The organism is Enterobacter soli ATCC BAA-2102 (assembly GCF_001654845.1).
Lineage (GTDB): Bacteria > Pseudomonadota > Gammaproteobacteria > Enterobacterales > Enterobacteriaceae > Enterobacter > Enterobacter soli.
The window spans coordinates 12,771-28,870 of record NZ_LXES01000024.1 but is presented as its reverse complement, the minus strand read 5'-3'; the positions used below and the strand labels follow the sequence as shown (position 1 = coordinate 28,870).

14 protein-coding genes are annotated in these 16,100 nt (G+C 55.4%); 9 read left to right on the top strand and 5 right to left on the bottom strand.

The window, feature by feature from the left end:
* Nucleotides 1-9 precede the first annotated feature (9 nt).
* Nucleotides 10-870 (top strand): ketose 1,6-bisphosphate aldolase, encoded by an 861-nt coding sequence (locus M987_RS07510; RefSeq protein ID WP_014068546.1) that lies wholly within the window; start codon nucleotides 10-12, stop codon nucleotides 868-870.
* On the top strand, nucleotides 867-1,874 hold the full coding sequence (locus M987_RS07505; protein ID WP_088201845.1) for a carbohydrate kinase family protein: 1,008 nt from the start codon (nucleotides 867-869) through the stop codon (nucleotides 1,872-1,874). Before M987_RS07510 ends, M987_RS07505 begins: the two co-directional genes overlap by 4 nt.
* Here M987_RS07505 and M987_RS07500 read toward each other — a convergent pair.
* Nucleotides 1,871-2,602: a response regulator gene (locus M987_RS07500; RefSeq protein ID WP_014068544.1), complete on the bottom strand. Its 732-nt coding sequence runs from the start codon at nucleotides 2,600-2,602 to the stop codon at nucleotides 1,871-1,873. The genes M987_RS07505 and M987_RS07500 overlap by 4 nt on opposite strands.
* 256 nt (nucleotides 2,603-2,858) lie before the next feature.
* Here M987_RS07500 and M987_RS07490 point away from each other — a divergent pair, with 256 nt between their 5' ends.
* The 3 genes from M987_RS07490 (at nucleotide 2,859) to M987_RS07480 (ending at nucleotide 6,277) form a co-directional block, all read left to right on the top strand.
* Nucleotides 2,859-5,006 carry a formate dehydrogenase H subunit alpha, selenocysteine-containing gene (locus M987_RS07490; protein WP_014068543.1) on the top strand — a complete coding sequence of 716 codons (2,148 nt, stop codon included), beginning with the start codon at nucleotides 2,859-2,861 and terminating at the stop codon, nucleotides 5,004-5,006.
* A 322-nt stretch (nucleotides 5,007-5,328) separates the two neighbouring features.
* Nucleotides 5,329-5,481, top strand: coding sequence for a Hok/Gef family protein (locus M987_RS07485; protein ID WP_014068542.1), 153 nt, complete (start codon nucleotides 5,329-5,331; stop codon nucleotides 5,479-5,481).
* Nucleotides 5,482-5,602: 121 nt separating this feature from the next.
* Nucleotides 5,603-6,277: a tetratricopeptide repeat protein gene (locus M987_RS07480; protein WP_014068541.1), complete on the top strand. Its 675-nt coding sequence runs from the start codon at nucleotides 5,603-5,605 to the stop codon at nucleotides 6,275-6,277.
* Nucleotides 6,278-6,330: 53 nt separating this feature from the next.
* Here M987_RS07480 and gltP read toward each other — a convergent pair whose 3' ends face one another.
* Nucleotides 6,331-7,644 (bottom strand): glutamate/aspartate:proton symporter GltP, encoded by a 1,314-nt coding sequence (gltP, locus tag M987_RS07475; protein ID WP_041161982.1) that lies wholly within the window; start codon nucleotides 7,642-7,644, stop codon nucleotides 6,331-6,333.
* Between the two features lie 423 nt (nucleotides 7,645-8,067).
* On the opposite strand from gltP, the gene acs reads away from it, so the two are divergent.
* From acs to actP, 3 genes are all read left to right on the top strand, one after another.
* Complete coding sequence (acs, locus tag M987_RS07470; protein ID WP_014068539.1) at nucleotides 8,068-10,026, top strand: acetate--CoA ligase; 1,959 nt, start codon at nucleotides 8,068-8,070, stop codon at nucleotides 10,024-10,026.
* Between the two features lie 191 nt (nucleotides 10,027-10,217).
* Nucleotides 10,218-10,532 (top strand): DUF485 domain-containing protein, encoded by a 315-nt coding sequence (locus tag M987_RS07465; RefSeq protein WP_014068538.1) that lies wholly within the window; start codon nucleotides 10,218-10,220, stop codon nucleotides 10,530-10,532.
* Entirely contained in the window at nucleotides 10,529-12,178 is a 1,650-nt protein-coding gene (gene actP / locus M987_RS07460) for a cation/acetate symporter ActP (RefSeq protein ID WP_014068537.1), read from the top strand. Before M987_RS07465 ends, actP begins: the two co-directional genes overlap by 4 nt.
* 35 nt (nucleotides 12,179-12,213) lie before the next feature.
* Here actP and M987_RS07455 read toward each other — a convergent pair whose 3' ends face one another.
* The gene (locus M987_RS07455) at nucleotides 12,214-12,903 is read right to left on the bottom strand and encodes an LrgB family protein (RefSeq protein ID WP_014068536.1); all 690 of its coding nucleotides are present in this window, start codon (nucleotides 12,901-12,903) and stop codon (nucleotides 12,214-12,216) included.
* Nucleotides 12,896-13,306: a CidA/LrgA family protein gene (locus M987_RS07450; RefSeq protein WP_014068535.1), complete on the bottom strand. Its 411-nt coding sequence runs from the start codon at nucleotides 13,304-13,306 to the stop codon at nucleotides 12,896-12,898. Before M987_RS07450 ends, M987_RS07455 begins: the two co-directional genes overlap by 8 nt.
* A gap of 102 nt (nucleotides 13,307-13,408) precedes the next feature.
* On the opposite strand from M987_RS07450, the gene M987_RS07445 reads away from it, so the two are divergent.
* Nucleotides 13,409-14,296 carry a LysR family transcriptional regulator gene (locus tag M987_RS07445; protein ID WP_014068534.1) on the top strand — a complete coding sequence of 296 codons (888 nt, stop codon included), beginning with the start codon at nucleotides 13,409-13,411 and terminating at the stop codon, nucleotides 14,294-14,296.
* A 59-nt stretch (nucleotides 14,297-14,355) separates the two neighbouring features.
* Here the strand turns inward: M987_RS07445 and M987_RS07440 are convergent, their stop codons facing one another.
* On the bottom strand, nucleotides 14,356-16,002 hold the full coding sequence (locus M987_RS07440; protein ID WP_014068533.1) for a Na+/H+ antiporter: 1,647 nt from the start codon (nucleotides 16,000-16,002) through the stop codon (nucleotides 14,356-14,358).
* Nucleotides 16,003-16,100 lie beyond the last annotated feature (98 nt).

The window sequence follows — 16,100 nt, the reverse complement described above, 5'->3', positions numbered from 1 at the left end:
GAGTGAATGATGCCATTAATTTCTCTTGCCGACGGTCTTGAGCACGCCAGGGAACACCATTACGCGCTGGGTGCATTTAACGTTCTCGACTCCCACTTCCTGCGCGCGCTGTTTGCCGCGGCAAAGCAGGAACGGTCGCCTTTTATCATCAACATCGCGGAAGTGCATTTTAAATATGTGTCGCTGGACTCGCTTGTCGAAGCGGTCAAATTCGAGGCCGCACGGCACGACATCCCCGTGGTGCTTAACCTCGACCACGGACTGCACTTTGACGCGATTGTGCGTGCCCTGCGCTTAGGATTTAGCTCGGTGATGTTCGATGGCTCCACCCTGAGCTACGAAGAAAATATTCGCCAGACCCGGGAAGTGGTGAAGATGTGTCATGCGGTGGGGGTTTCCGTTGAAGCCGAACTGGGTGCCGTGGGCGGCGATGAAGGTGGCGCGCTATATGGCCACGCAGATGAAGCCTTCTTTACCGATCCACACCTGGCGCGGGAATTTGTCGATTTGACCGGCATCGACGCGCTGGCGGTCGCGATCGGCAATGCGCACGGCAAATACAAAGGCGAGCCCAAACTCGATTTCCCGCGTCTGGATGCCATTCGCCAGCAAACCGGTCTGCCGCTGGTATTGCACGGCGGCTCTGGCATTAGCGATGCCGACTTCCGCCGCGCCATCGAGCTGGGGATCCACAAAATCAATTTCTACACCGGTATGTCTCAGGCGGCACTGGCGTCGGTGGAACACCGGATGTCACATCGACAGCCACTGTATGATGAATTTGCCGAGCTGCTGTTGGGCATAGAAGAGGCCATTACCGACACGGTGGCCGAACAGATGCGCATCTTCGGTAGCGCGGGGCGGGCATAATGGAACGTAAAGGGATCATCGCCGCAGGTAATATGCTGGTGGATCATGTTCACCAGATAGTGCAATGGCCGGAGCGCGGCTGGCTGGCGGAAATTACCCACAGCGAGCGCTCAACCGGCGGTGCGCCGCTAAACGTTTTGTTGACGCTGGCAAAAATGCATGTCGGCCTGCCGCTACAGGCGGTGGGGCTGATTGGCGAAGATGGCGACGGGGATTACATTCTGGCGATGCTCGACCAGTATCACGTCAACCGTCAGCGGGTACAGCGCACCACCTTTGCCCCAACCTCGATGTCGCAGGTGATGACCGACCCCAGCGGGCAGCGCACCTTCTTTCACTCGCCTGGGGCAAACCGCCTGTTGGATCTCCCCGCTTTCGACCGGCTTGATGGCACAATGAAAATCTTCCATCTGGGGTATTTGCTGCTGCTCGACAGCCTGGATATGCCGGACGATGAATTTGGCACGCGCAGCGCGCGGCTGCTGGCTCAGATGCGCGACCAGGGATATGAAACCTCGCTCGACCTCGTCTCCCGTAAGGGCGATCCACGCTATCAGCCGCTGGTGCTCCCTGCCCTGCGCCATCTCGACTATCTGGTCATTAACGAACTGGAAGCCGGCGAGTTTAGCGGTCTGGAGATGCGCGACAGCAACGATGCCCCGGATATCGCCCACATTGCAGACGCGGCTGCGCAATTACTGGCGGCTGGCGTCAGGCAGCGCGTGGTGATCCACTGTCCGGAAGGCGCCTGGGGTGAAACCCCGGGTGAAGCGGGTCGCTGGATCCCGTCATGGATGCTGGAACAAGAAGAGATCATTGGCAGCGTGGGCGCAGGCGATGCGTTTTGCGCGGGCTTTTTATATGGCTGTCATGAATCGCTGCCGCTGGCAGAGAGTATTTATCTGGCCCACGCCTGTGCACGGGCGAGCCTGCTGGCCGCCAACGCCATTGATGGCGCGAAGACGCTGGCAGAGTTGCAGATGTTTATCAAAGAGAACCGTTAAGCGGCTTTTTCGTTGTGGGAAACATCGGTGGCAAAGACATAACCCAGCCCGCGAATGGTTTTAATCAGCGCTGGCTGATGCGGGTTGGCCTCGATTTTACGCCGCAGACGCATAATCAACACGTCGATAGTGCGGTCGAACACCTCGGCGCTTTCGCTGTGGGTAAGCTCAAGCAGTTGCTCGCGGCTCAGTACCCGGCGGGCGTTTTGCGTCAGCGCCAGCAACAGGCCGTACTCACCCTGCGTTAACGACACGGTATTGCGCTGCGGATCGCTCAGTTCACAACGGGTGGTATCCAGCGTCCAGCCGTTAAAGGCGATCCCCGGCGCGCGCGGAGCAGCGGCTTCAGTTGCCAGCACGCCAGTGCGGCGCAGTACGGCTTTGACGCGGGCCACCACCACACGCGGGTTAAACGGCTTACCGATGTAATCGTCAGCCCCCATCTCCAGGCCAACCACCACATCGGACTCACTGCCAAGCCCCGTCAGCATGATAACGGGCAGCTCCGGGCGCAATTTCTGTAGCTGCAATAACACCTGCAAGCCGTTGATATCCGGCAACATCATATCCAGCAATACCAGCGCAATGTTGGGTTCCTGCTGCGCCAGGCTCAGGGCATCCTGGCCATTATGACAAACCAACACCGTAAAGACGTGCTCGTTAAGCACGTCCTGTAGCAGTTCGCACACTGCGGTATCGTCATCAACCACCAGAATCGCCGGTTTCATCGCATCTTCCATCAGAGCAGTAGAGTTAAGTCTGATCCATTCTGCAATCGGCTCCAGCCAATTCCATTTTTTCGTGATGGAATTTCAATCCAGGTCACATCCCCTGCCCCTTCGACACGTCAATTTTGACGATTGCCTGTTTTTCGTCAGCGTTTTGTCCAGAAATAGGCCGTAAAGTCTGGGTATACCCACAATAAAAACATGGCATAGAAGCTGCATAATAGGTGCAAAGAACTGTTTAACTGGAGCAAAAGCGATGAAAAAAGTCGTCACGGTTTGCCCTTATTGTGCCTCAGGTTGCAAGATCCACCTGGTGGTCGATAACGGTAAAATCGTACGGGCGGAGGCGGCACAGGGGAAAACCAACCAGGGCACGCTGTGCCTGAAAGGCTACTACGGCTGGGATTTTATTAACGATACCCAGATCCTGACCCCGCGCCTGAAAACCCCGATGATCCGCCGCGAACGCGGTGGCAAGCTGGAATCCGTCTCCTGGAGCGAAGCGCTGGATTACGTCGCCACGCGCCTGAGCGCCATCAAAGCCAAGTATGGCCCGGATGCGATTCAGACTACCGGCTCATCACGCGGGACCGGTAATGAAACCAACTATGTAATGCAAAAATTCGCGCGCGCCGTTATTGGTACCAATAACGTCGACTGCTGCGCTCGCGTCTGACACGGCCCATCGGTTGCAGGTCTGCACCAGTCGGTCGGTAACGGCGCAATGAGTAATGCGATCAACGAGATAGATAACACCGATCTCGTGTTTATTTTTGGCTATAACCCGGCAGATTCTCACCCTATCGTTGCAAATCACGTGATTAATGCAAAACGTAATGGGGCGAAAATCATCGTCTGCGATCCACGCAAAATCGAAACTGCGCGCATTGCGGATATGCACATCGCACTGAAAAACGGCTCGAACATTGCGCTGTTGAATGCGATGGGCCACGTCATTATTGAGGAGAATCTGTACGACCAGGCGTTTGTCGCCACCCGTACGGAAGGCTTTGAAGAGTATAAGAAAATTGTCGAAGGCTATACGCCAGAATCGGTTGAAGCGATAACCGGCGTCAGCGCACAGGAGATCCGCCAGGCTGCACGGATGTACGCGGCAGCAAAAACCGCCGCTATTCTGTGGGGGATGGGTGTGACCCAGTTCTATCAGGGCGTGGAAACCGTCCGTTCCCTGACGAGCCTCGCCATGCTGACCGGCAACCTTGGTAAACCGCATGTCGGCGTGAACCCGGTACGTGGTCAGAATAACGTGCAGGGTGCGTGTGATATGGGCGCGCTGCCGGATACCTATCCGGGCTATCAGTACGTGAAGTTCCCGGAAAACCGTGCCAAGTTCGCGAAGGCCTGGGGCGTGGAAAGCCTGCCTGAACACACTGGCTATCGCATCAGCGAGCTGCCGCATCGTGCGGCGCATGGCGAAGTGCGTGCGGCCTACATCATGGGTGAAGATCCGCTCCAGACCGATGCCGAGTTATCAGCGGTGCGTAAAGGGTTTGAGGATCTGGAGCTGGTGATTGTCCAGGATATCTTTATGACCAAAACCGCGGCGGCGGCGGATGTGATTTTACCGTCAACGTCATGGGGCGAGCATGAAGGTGTCTATACGGCGGCAGACCGTGGCTTCCAGCGCTTCTTTAAAGCGGTAGAGCCGAAGTGGGATTTGAAAACCGACTGGCAGATTATCAGCGAAATCGCTACCCGTATGGGGTATCCGATGCACTACAACAACACCCAGGAAATCTGGGACGAGTTGCGTCATCTGTGCCCGGACTTCTACGGGGCCACCTATGACAAAATGGGTGAACTGGGGTATATCCAGTGGCCTTGCCGCGATGAGTCAGAAGCCGATCAGGGGACGTCGTATCTCTTCCAGGAGAAATTCGACACCCCGAACGGACTGGCACAGTTCTTCACCTGCGACTGGGTCGCGCCAATCGATAAACTCACCGACGAGTATCCGATGGTGCTCTCCACCGTACGTGAAGTGGGTCACTACTCCTGTCGTTCGATGACCGGCAACTGTGCTGCTCTGGCCGCTCTGGCGGATGAACCAGGCTATGCACAGATCAACACCGCCGACGCTGAACGCCTTGGCATTGAGGATGAGGCGCTGGTGTGGGTGAACTCACGCAAAGGCCGCATCATCACCCGCGCGCAGGTCAGTGACCGACCCAACAAAGGGGCGGTCTATATGACCTACCAGTGGTGGATCGGTGCCTGTAACGAACTGGTGACGGAGAACTTAAGCCCGATAACCAAAACGCCGGAGTATAAATACTGCGCCGTGCGCGTAGAGCCGATTGTCGATCAACATGCTGCCGAACAGTATGTCATCGACGAATATAACAAGCTGAAAGCCCGTCTGCGTGAAAGTGCAATGGGGTGAAGCCGTTAATTAATCGGTGAATAAAAGGGGTGATATATTCACCCCTTTTATATTTCAAATATATATATTTATTTTATCAATATTCATTACGGAATGCGTTTCGCAGAAATAATGTAATTAACGCAAAAAAGAATTACATCTTTGCATTTTATTTCAGAGAGATAAGATGTGCTGCGGGTGCTTAAGACTTTCTGTCTTAAGCATTGTTGAGGGACAGAAAGTGGAAAGCCCCGGGAAATCTTCATTCACCCGAGGCTACCCCCTCAACTCCCAACAAGTTGAGGGTAGCCTCTTATTCTTTTTTACACAAGGAGTAAAAGGCATGACGCCATTAAAAACTGTGTCAGGCATTGTCTTTATTATCTGCCTGACCATCGTGATTTTTACCTTTATTAATCGCGGAAGATTGTGCGAGCTGACAATAAAGAGTGAACATCAGGAGGTGGCGGCGAAATTAGCCTGCCTCGCAGGCTAACCTCATCGGGCGGAACATCTGTTCCGCCCGGCTTGTCGGATGCTGAGGTCTTAATGCACCCGTTTTTTTATTTTGTGCGCACGATTATACTGCGCGGCATGTACCCAGATGATAACGATCCATGAAACCACTTTTTCTGTTGTTGTTCCTTATTACGTCATTCGCTTACGCAGATGAAATTGGCAATCAATACAAAGAGCAAGCCGAGGCCGGTGATGCCCATGCCCAGTATTATCTGGCCGATACTTACTTCAGTTCTGGCGATAGCAAGCAGGCCACGTTCTGGGCAGAGAAAGCGGCAAAAGGCGGGGATATCGATGCGATGGCGTTACTGTCCCAAATCCAGTTTACCCATGGCGATTACGCTCATGCCAAAGCGCTGGCCCAGCAGGCCACCATTGCGGGCAGTAAGCGCGGTGCGATTATGCTGGCGCGCGTGCTGGTGAACACTCAGGCGGGTAAAACCGATTACCCACAGGCGATCAAATTGCTGCAAACCGCCACCGAAGATATTGATAGCGACTCCGCAGTCGACGCCCAACTGCTGCTGGGGCTGATTTATGCCAACGGTGTTGAAGTGGCTCAGGACGATGCAAAAGCGGCATCCTGGTTCAAACGCAGTTCGTCTTTGTCGCGCACCGGATATGCCGAATACTGGGCGGGAATGCTGTTCCAGCAGGGCGAAAAAGGCTTTATCACGCCGAATAAACAGAAGGCGCTGTACTGGTTAAACCTGAGTTGTTCCGAAGGGTTTGATACGGGGTGTGAAGAGTTTGATGCGTTGAGCGGGGAGTAAAATCCCCTCACCCTAACCCTCTCCCCAAAGGGGAGAGGGAAGAATACGTTACATTACTGATCGGCCGTCTTATCAAAACGACCCAGCACTTCACGTTCATACGCCAGCGCTTTTTTGCGGTCGAATTTGTGTTCCCACTTGGCGATAACCAGCACCGCCAGCGCGTTACCCACCACATTCAGCGCCGTACGCGCCATGTCGAGGATACGGTCAACACCGGCAATAAAGGCCAGGCCTTCCAGCGGAATACCGACGCTGCCCAGCGTTGCCAGCAGCACCACAAATGAAACGCCCGGCACGCCTGCGATACCTTTTGAGGTCACCATCAGGGTCAGCACCAGTACGATTTCCTGCCACAGCGAGAGATCGATACCGTACAGCTGGGCAATAAAGATGGCGGCAATACTCTGGTACAGCGTTGAGCCATCCAGGTTGAAGGAGTAACCGGTCGGCACCACGAAGCTGGTAATAGACGCTGGCGCACCGTAGGCCTCCATCTTCTCGATAATACGTGGCAGCACGCTTTCAGAGCTGGCGGTAGAGTACGCCAGAATCAGCTCGTCCTTCAGAATACGGATCAGGATCCAGATACTCAGCCCACAAATGCGCGCCACAATCCCGAGCACCACCAGCGCGAAGAACAGGATCGCGAAGTGCACCAGGATAACCAGCTTCGCCAGCGGCCACAGGGAAGCAAAACCGAAGTTCGCTACCGTGACGGCGATGAGGGCAAACACCCCTACCGGCGCGTAACGCATCACCATGTGGGTGACTTTGAACATGGTTTCAGAGATAGAGCGGAATACCGTCACCAGCGGTTCACGGTGCGTTGCTGGCAGGGAAGAGAGCCCCAGGCCAAACAGCACAGAGAAGAAGATGATCGGCAGCATTTCGCCTTTCGCCATCGATGCCACAATGTTGGTCGGCACCAGCGACAGAATAGTCCCCATCAGCCCGTGGGCATGGCTTTGCACATCCGCGGTCGTACTTTGGTATTTCGAAATATCCACGGTCGCCAGCTGCGACATGTCGATCCCGGAGCCTGGCTGGAACACGTTCGCCATGGTGATACCCAGGATAATGGCTATCGTCGTGATCACTTCGAAATAAATGATGGTCTTCGCGCCGATACGGCCTAACTGTTTTGCATCGCCCACGCCCGCAATGCCAACCACCAGCGTAGAGATAACAATAGGCACAACAATCATCTTGATCAGATGAATAAAGATATCGCCTGCCGGAGAGAGCAGGTTCGCAATCAGCCACTCGCGGCTGTCGCTATGATAATGGAGGTAACTCCCCAGCAGGATACCCAGCACAAGGGCTAGCAAGATTTGCCAGGCCAGGCTGACTTTAACGTTTTTCATAGAAACAGACTTCCTCAATGAAGCATCCAGTTCACCAAAACTGCATGAATATGGAAACATACTGAAAGGGTATGAATTGTGTTGCGTTGGTTTATGGGATTTTTTAACGCGGCGTATGAGTATCATTTGTACGGCATCCTGCGCAAGCCTTAAAGAACGAGGCTTTTCACTACAAAAAGGTGCTATGACGCTAATTTGTAATAATTCTTATAAATAACCTTTTGTTATAAAAACGCTTTTTTCCGCACAAATGTAAATAATCCTTCAACTAAATTATTTCCCTTCAAAGTTTCATTCGCTCATTTTTCACACTATTCAAACAATGCGTGATCTGCCGCCCAAATAATAAACAAAGCTTGTAAAGCCCCTACAATTAACGTTTTTGCGACATATTATTAACATCTTACAAGGAGAAAAAAAGCCATGAGCCAAATCCATAAACACGACATTCCCGCAAATATTGCGGACCGTTGCCTGATCAACCCGGAGCAGTACCACGAGAAGTATCAGCAATCCGTCTCCAGCCCGGATATCTTCTGGGGTGAACAGGGTCATATTCTTGACTGGATCAAACCTTATCAGAAGGTGAAAAACACCTCCTTTGCGCCAGGTAACGTCTCCATTAAATGGTATGAAGATGGCACACTGAACCTGGCGGCGAACTGTCTGGATCGCCATCTTGCCGAACGTGGGAACGAGACGGCTATCATCTGGGAAGGCGACGACGCTTCTCAGAGCAAACACATTACCTATAAAGAGTTGCACCGTGACGTGTGCCGCTTTGCCAAAGTGCTGCTGGAGCAGGGCATTAAAAAAGGCGACGTCGTGGCGATTTATATGCCAATGGTACCGGAAGCGGCGGTGGCCATGCTGGCGTGCGCGCGCATCGGCGCCATTCACTCCGTCATCTTCGGCGGCTTCTCGCCAGAAGCGGTTGCCGGTCGTATTGTCGATTCAAATTCTAAACTGGTGATCACCGCCGATGAAGGCGTGCGCGCCGGTCGCGGTATTCCGCTGAAGAAAAACGTCGACGAAGCGCTGAAAAACCCGAACGTGAAAAGCGTCAGCAACGTTGTGGTGCTCAAGCGTACCGGCGGCAAGATCGACTGGAAAGAGGGTCGCGACCTGTGGTGGAGCGATCTGATTGAAAACGCAAGCGACCAGCACCAGCCAGAAGAGATGAACGCGGAAGACCCGCTGTTTATCCTTTATACCTCTGGCTCTACCGGCAAACCAAAAGGCGTATTGCATACCACTGGCGGCTATCTGGTTTATGCGGCAACCACCTTCAAATATGTGTTCGACTACCACCCGGGTGACATCTACTGGTGTACCGCCGATGTGGGTTGGGTCACCGGGCACAGCTACCTGCTTTACGGCCCGCTGGCCTGCGGCGCGACCACCCTGATGTTTGAAGGCGTACCGAACTGGCCGACCCCGGCGCGTATGTGCCAGGTGGTCGACAAACACAAGGTCAACATTCTCTATACCGCGCCAACGGCGATCCGCGCGCTGATGGCGGAAGGCGACAAAGCCATCGAAGGCACTGACCGCTCTTCCCTGCGCATTCTCGGTTCCGTGGGCGAGCCTATCAACCCGGAAGCCTGGGAGTGGTACTGGAAGAAAATCGGTAACGAGAAATGCCCGGTGATGGACACCTGGTGGCAGACCGAAACGGGCGGCTTCATGATCACCCCGATGCCGGGTGCGACCCAGCTGAAAGCGGGTTCTGCAACCAACCCATTCTTCGGCGTACAACCTGCACTGGTGGATAACGAAGGCCATCCGCTTGAAGGGGCAACCGAAGGTAACCTGGTCATCACCGACTCCTGGCCTGGCCAGGCGCGTACCCTGTTCGGCGATCACGAGCGCTTCGAGCAGACCTACTTCTCCACCTTTAAAAACATGTACTTCAGCGGCGACGGCGCGCGTCGTGATGAAGACGGTTACTACTGGATAACCGGACGTGTGGACGATGTGCTGAACGTTTCCGGCCACCGTCTGGGTACGGCGGAGATTGAATCTGCACTGGTGTCGCATCCGAAGATTGCCGAAGCCGCCGTGGTGGGTATCCCGCATAACATTAAGGGCCAGGCGATTTACGCATACGTTACGCTGAACCACGGTGAAGAGCCGTCGCCAGAGCTGTATGCCGAGGTGCGCAACTGGGTACGTAAAGAGATTGGCCCGCTTGCCACACCGGATGTTCTGCACTGGACGGACTCCCTGCCGAAAACCCGCTCCGGCAAAATTATGCGCCGTATTCTGCGCAAAATTGCGGCCGGTGACACCAGTAACCTCGGTGATACTTCAACGCTCGCCGATCCAGGTGTGGTGGAAAAACTGCTCGAAGAGAAGCAGGCCATCGCAATGCCATCGTAACCCCTCACCCTACCCCTCTCCCCATAGGGGAGAGGGAATAAAAACAACCCTCCCCAAAGGATTTCGCGTTGCAGGAAGGCGGCAAGCGAGAACATCCCCAGGAGCATAGTTCACTATGTGACTGGGGTGGTCGAGTGCGGCCAACGCACCTGCGGCGCGAAAGACGAAGGGGAACCTCTGGAGACTCTGTGATGAATGACCATATTTGTCAGCAGATAGAGAATAGTGCGCACTACAGGGAGCTCGTCGATAAACGGCAACGGTTTGCCTTCTTTCTTTCCATCATCATGCTGATTATTTACGTCGGCTTTATTCTGCTTATCGCCTTTGCCCCGCACTGGCTCGGCACCCCGCTGCATGAGGGGACCAGCGTCACGCGCGGGATCCCTATTGGCATTGGCGTGATTGTCATTTCGTTTGTGTTGACCGGCGTGTATGTCTGGCGTGCGAACGGCGAGTTTGATCGTCTTAATAAAGCAGTCCTGCGTGAGGTAAAAGCATCATGAAGCGAGTCCTGACGGCGCTTGCCGCCACACTTCCCTTTGCGGCAAACGCAGCCGATGCCATTACCGGCGAAGTCCAACGCCAGCCAACTAACTGGCAGGCGATCATCATGTTCCTGATTTTCGTGCTGTTGACGCTCTATATCACGTACTGGGCGTCGAAACGCGTACGCTCACGAAATGATTACTACACCGCGGGCGGCAACATTACTGGCTTCCAGAACGGGCTGGCGATTGCCGGTGACTTTATGTCTGCCGCATCGTTCCTCGGGATCTCGGCGCTGGTTTACACCTCCGGTTATGACGGCCTGATTTACTCCCTCGGCTTCCTCGTGGGCTGGCCAATCATTCTGTTCCTGATTGCCGAACGTTTACGTAACCTCGGGCGTTTCACCTTTGCTGATGTGGCATCGTATCGCCTGAAACAAGGGCCGATTCGTATCCTCTCTGCCTGCGGATCGCTGGTGGTTGTGGCGCTGTATCTGATTGCCCAGATGGTGGGTGCAGGCAAGCTTATCGAACTGCTGTTCGGCCTGAACTACCACGTTGCGGTAGTGCTGGTCGGTGTGCTGATGGTGATGTACGTGCTGTTCGGCGGGATGCTTGCGACCACCTGGGTACAAATCATCAAAGCCGTGCTGCTGCTGTTCGGCGCAAGCTTTATGGCCTTTATGGTCATGAAGCACGTTGGTTTCAGCTTCAATAACCTGTTTACCGAAGCGATGGCGGTGCACCCGAAAGGGGAAGCGATCATGAGCCCGGGTGGGCTGGTGAAAGACCCGATATCGGCGCTCTCTCTCGGCCTGGGTTTGATGTTTGGTACCGCGGGTTTACCGCATATCCTGATGCGTTTCTTCACGGTGTCAGATGCGCGTGAAGCGCGTAAGAGCGTTTTCTATGCCACCGGTTTTATGGGTTACTTCTATATCCTGACCTTTATCATCGGTTTTGGTGCCATCATGCTGGTAGGGGCAAACCCGGCGTTTAAAGATGCTGCGGGCGCACTGATTGGCGGTAACAACATGGCGGCGGTGCATCTGGCCGACGCGGTGGGCGGTAACCTGTTCCTCGGCTTTATTTCTGCCGTGGCCTTTGCCACCATCCTTGCGGTGGTTGCCGGGCTGACGCTGGCCGGTGCGTCAGCGGTATCGCATGACCTGTATGCCAACGTGTTCCGTAAAGGGGCCAGCGAGCGCGATGAGCTGAAAGTCTCCAAAATCACGGTGCTGGTGCTGGGTGTTGTGGCAATCCTGCTGGGCATTTTGTTCGAGAAACAGAACATCGCCTTTATGGTGGGGCTGGCCTTCTCGATTGCAGCAAGCTGCAACTTCCCGATTATCCTGCTCTCTATGTACTGGTCAAAACTGACCACCCGTGGTGCGATGATTGGCGGCTGGCTGGGTCTGCTGACGGCGGTGATCCTGATGATCCTCGGCCCGACGATTTGGGTGCAGATCCTCGGTCACGAGAAAGCCATCTTCCCGTATGAGTACCCGGCGCTGTTCTCTATCGCCGTGGCGTTTATCGGTATCTGGGTCTTCTCCGCAACAGATAACACGGTGGAGGGGAACCTGGAACGCGAAAAATTCCGCGCCCAGTTTATCCGTTCGCAAACCGGCCTGGGCGTCGAACAAGGCCGCGCGCACTAACCTGCTCTTCCTCCCCGGCCATCCGGCCGGGGAGTTTAAAACATCACCCACGCCACCAGCGGCGCAATCAATACCATCACCACTCCCGACAGCATCATCACCAGGCTTGCCACCACGCCCTCCTGCTGACCCAGTTCGTAAGAACGTGCGGTTCCTGCACCGTGGGAAGCCGCGCCAAACCCGGCCCCTTTTGCCATCCCTTCGCGGATAGACAAGCGCAGAAACAGCATATCGCCTACCGCCATACCGAAGACTCCGGTGACGACCACAAACAGCGCCACCAGATCCGGCTGCCCGCCGAGCGGTTTAGCCGCCGCCAGTGCAAACGGCGTGGTCACCGACCGCACGGCCAGGCTGCGCTGAATTTCATCCGACAGGGTAAACAACCGCGCCAGCCAGACCGAGCTGCACACCGCCACCACCGTGGCGGTAATCACGCCCGCACTCAGCGACATCCAGTGGCGTTTGATGATCGCCAGGTTGTCGTACACCGGCACCGCAAAAGCGATAGTTGCCGGGCCGAGCAGCCACAGCAGCCAGTGGGATTCACCGATGTAGTTCTGCCAGGAGATGTGCCCGAACACCAGCATCAGTACCAGCAGGATCGGCGTGAATACCAGCGGCATCAGCGGCAGGGCGTGAAAGCGGCGATACAGACGCTTGTTGGCAAAGTAGATAACCAGGGTGGCAATCAGGCACAGCACGCTTATCTGAAAGTTAGTCATGCTTCTGCCTGCTGATTTCAAAGCGATAGACTTTATCCACCACCCAGGCCGTTGCGCCCAGCACCATCAGCGTGCTCAGGGCGATCACAGCAAAAATGCGCCAGCCGTCGACCATCAGCAGTTGCGCGTAGTTCACTACCGCCACCACCGCCGGGACAAAGAACAGCAGCATTTCTGCCAGCAACCAGCGTGCGCCGGCGCGGACCCAGTTGAGGGGAACAACGCGGCAAAGAATGAGCGTCAGCATCAGCACCATCCCGACCAGATTGGCAGGCAGAGGCAGGTGTAACCAGCTGACAAGATATTCCGCGAAAACAAACAGCGCGGCATAGAGCAGTACCTGAACCGATACCTGAAGTCGTTGCATAACGGCAGGCGTAACACGACTTAACGCCACGGCCATGGGTGATTTCCTCAAAAATGCGATGAAGCGCCAGTATAGTGACCGCACGTAATGGACTGAAATGAATTAAAATCATCAAATGCATAGTTTCGAGGAATAATCATGGACATAAGAACGCTGCGCTATTTTGTCGAAGTGGTTCGCCAGCAGAGTTTTACCCGCGCAGCGGAGAAGTTATTTGTCACCCAACCTACCATCAGCAAGATGCTGAAAAACCTCGAAGATGAACTGAATTGTACGCTGCTTATTCGCGATGGCCGCAAGCTGCTGCTGACCGATACCGGCCGCGTGGTGTTTGAGCGCGGGCTGGCTATCCTGGCGGAGTTTCGCCAGCTAGAAGCGGAGCTTGGTGATATTAACCATCTGACCAAAGGGCTGCTTCGTCTGGGCATCCCGCCCATGGTGGGGATGATGATGGCCGGGCCCATCAGCCTGTTCCGCCAGCGCTACCCTGGCGTGGAGCTGAAAATTTCCGAATTCGGCGGCTTAACCGTGCAGCAGGCCGTCACCAACGGTGAGCTGGACGTGGCGATGACTGCGCTTCCCGTTGAGGAAGAGAGCGGACTGGCCACCCTGCCGCTCTTTAGTCATCCGCTATGCGTGCTGGTGCCACGCTCCGGCGACTGGCTGAAGATAGATTCGGTAAAACCCGAACTGCTGGGCGAGCACCCGCTGCTTATCTACAACGAAGATTTTGCCCTTAGCCGTCAGTTGATGGCGCTGTTTAACCAGCACAACGTGAAACCGCGCATTGCGGTACGCAGCGGTCAGTGGGACTTTCTGGCGGCCATGGTTCAGGCAGGCGTGGGGATTGCGATTTTGCCGCAGCCTATCTGCGAGCGGCTGGATAAAAACACCCTGCGCTGGATCCCGCTGGAGAGCGATTTGCACTGGCAGCTAGGAATGATTTGGCGCGAAGGAGTTTATTTGTCGCACAGCGCGCAGGCGTGGCTGAAGTGTTGTGAGGGGTTTTGGGTCCAGTCTGAATAGTGCCCCTTCCCCCTCTCCCTGTGGGAGAGGGCCGGGGTGAGGGCATCAGCCCGCACAGACTACTGATTTTCTATCAACAACGCTTCCAGCAGATCCAGATCGTGCAGCAGTTTTTGCAGCGTCTCATTACTTATCTGACGCGTGGCACGCAGGTGATACAGCTCGGCACGCTCTGAACGCAACGCCGCCAGGCGGAAGCGGCGCTCCAGGTTCTCTTCCTGAAGCGAACTCTCCACATCATTTCGCCCGTCGGCACGGCGGCGCAGGTTCCCGATAACGCGTGAACTCACTTCCGTCAGCAGCTGATTGTCGATGTTCTCTTCGGCATCTGACGCCAGACGTTCTTCCATTTTCTGGATCGCGACAATCGCCACTTCTGCCGTTGCTGCGCGGGCAATACGCTCCTCTTTATGTTGCTGAGTCGAGTCGCCCGTGTCGATATGCTGGAGCAGGATCGGCAGCATGACCACGCCCACAAACAGCGAGAACAGAATCACCCCCGCCGCCAGGAACACCAGCTCGTAACGGGCCGGGAAGACATCGCCCGTCGGCAGCAGCAGCGGAATGGAAAGCACACCAGCAAGGGTGATCGCCCCGCGCACCCCGGCAAAGGAGGCAATCAGCAGCTCGCGCGTGGTCCAGGAGCCAAACTCCATCGGTTTTTTGGTCAGGAAGCGCACGCTGAATTTCTTCATCGTCCACAGCCAGCCAAAACGAACCAACATCAGCGCAAGGTAGATAAGCACGATATCGGTGAACAGCATCCAGGTTTCGACGTTAGGGTCGGCTTCTGCCGCCACCAGTGAAGATTCCAGAATGCCCGGCAGTTGCAGGCCTAACAGCAGGAACACCATGCCGTTAAACACGAACTCCAGCATCGCCCAGGTACTGTTTGCACGCAGACGCATCGCCAGCGGTGCACGACGCATCACACCCGCACGGGTGATGGTCATCCCTGCCGCAACTGCCGCGAGGATGCCCGACACGCCAATATGTTCAGCAATCAGGTAAGAAGCGAACGGCAGCAGGAACAGCAGCACGATCTGCGTGGCAGGTTCATCACCGCCCCAGCGGCTGAGAAAGCCCAGTGAACGGCCATACAGCCAGCTCACCACGAAGCCTGCCAGGATACCGCCAATCGCCACCTTAAAGAATTCCAGGGTCGCGCCACCCACGGTGAAGACCATCGTCCCCATCGCCACCGCCACGGCAAACTTCAGGGCAACCAGGCCGGAAGCGTCGTTCATCAGCGCCTCACCCTGCAAGATGCCCATGATTTTCTTCGGAATACGGCCTTCACCTACGATACCGGAAAGCGCCACGGCATCGGTGGGCGATAGCACCGCCGCCAGCGCAAAGGCCGGGATCAGCGGGATACCCGGCACCGCCCAGTAAATCAGGAACCCTATCCCCACCACGGTTACTACCACCAGCGCCAGCGCCAGGCCGAAGATCTCTCGCCCGTGCTCCAGGAATTCGCGCGTCGGGGTTTTCCAGCCATCAGCAAACAGCAGCGGCGGGATAAACAGTACGAGGAACAACTCCGGGTCGAACTCGACGTGTAAACCAAAAGTCGGCCATGCCAGCAGCGCGCCGATGGCAATTTGCATTAATGGCAGGGGTAACTGAAAGGGCAGTACGCGAGTGACAACCCCGGATAGCGAGACCACAAGGGTCATGATGAGTATTGTGAAGAAGATTTCCATGCGTTCCCTGTTTGCGATGATTCTTGTGTACAACGGAAGGCGTCGTGCCTCTATTCTATCTTCCAGAGAGTAACGCAATTGGCAACGATGTGTGTTCC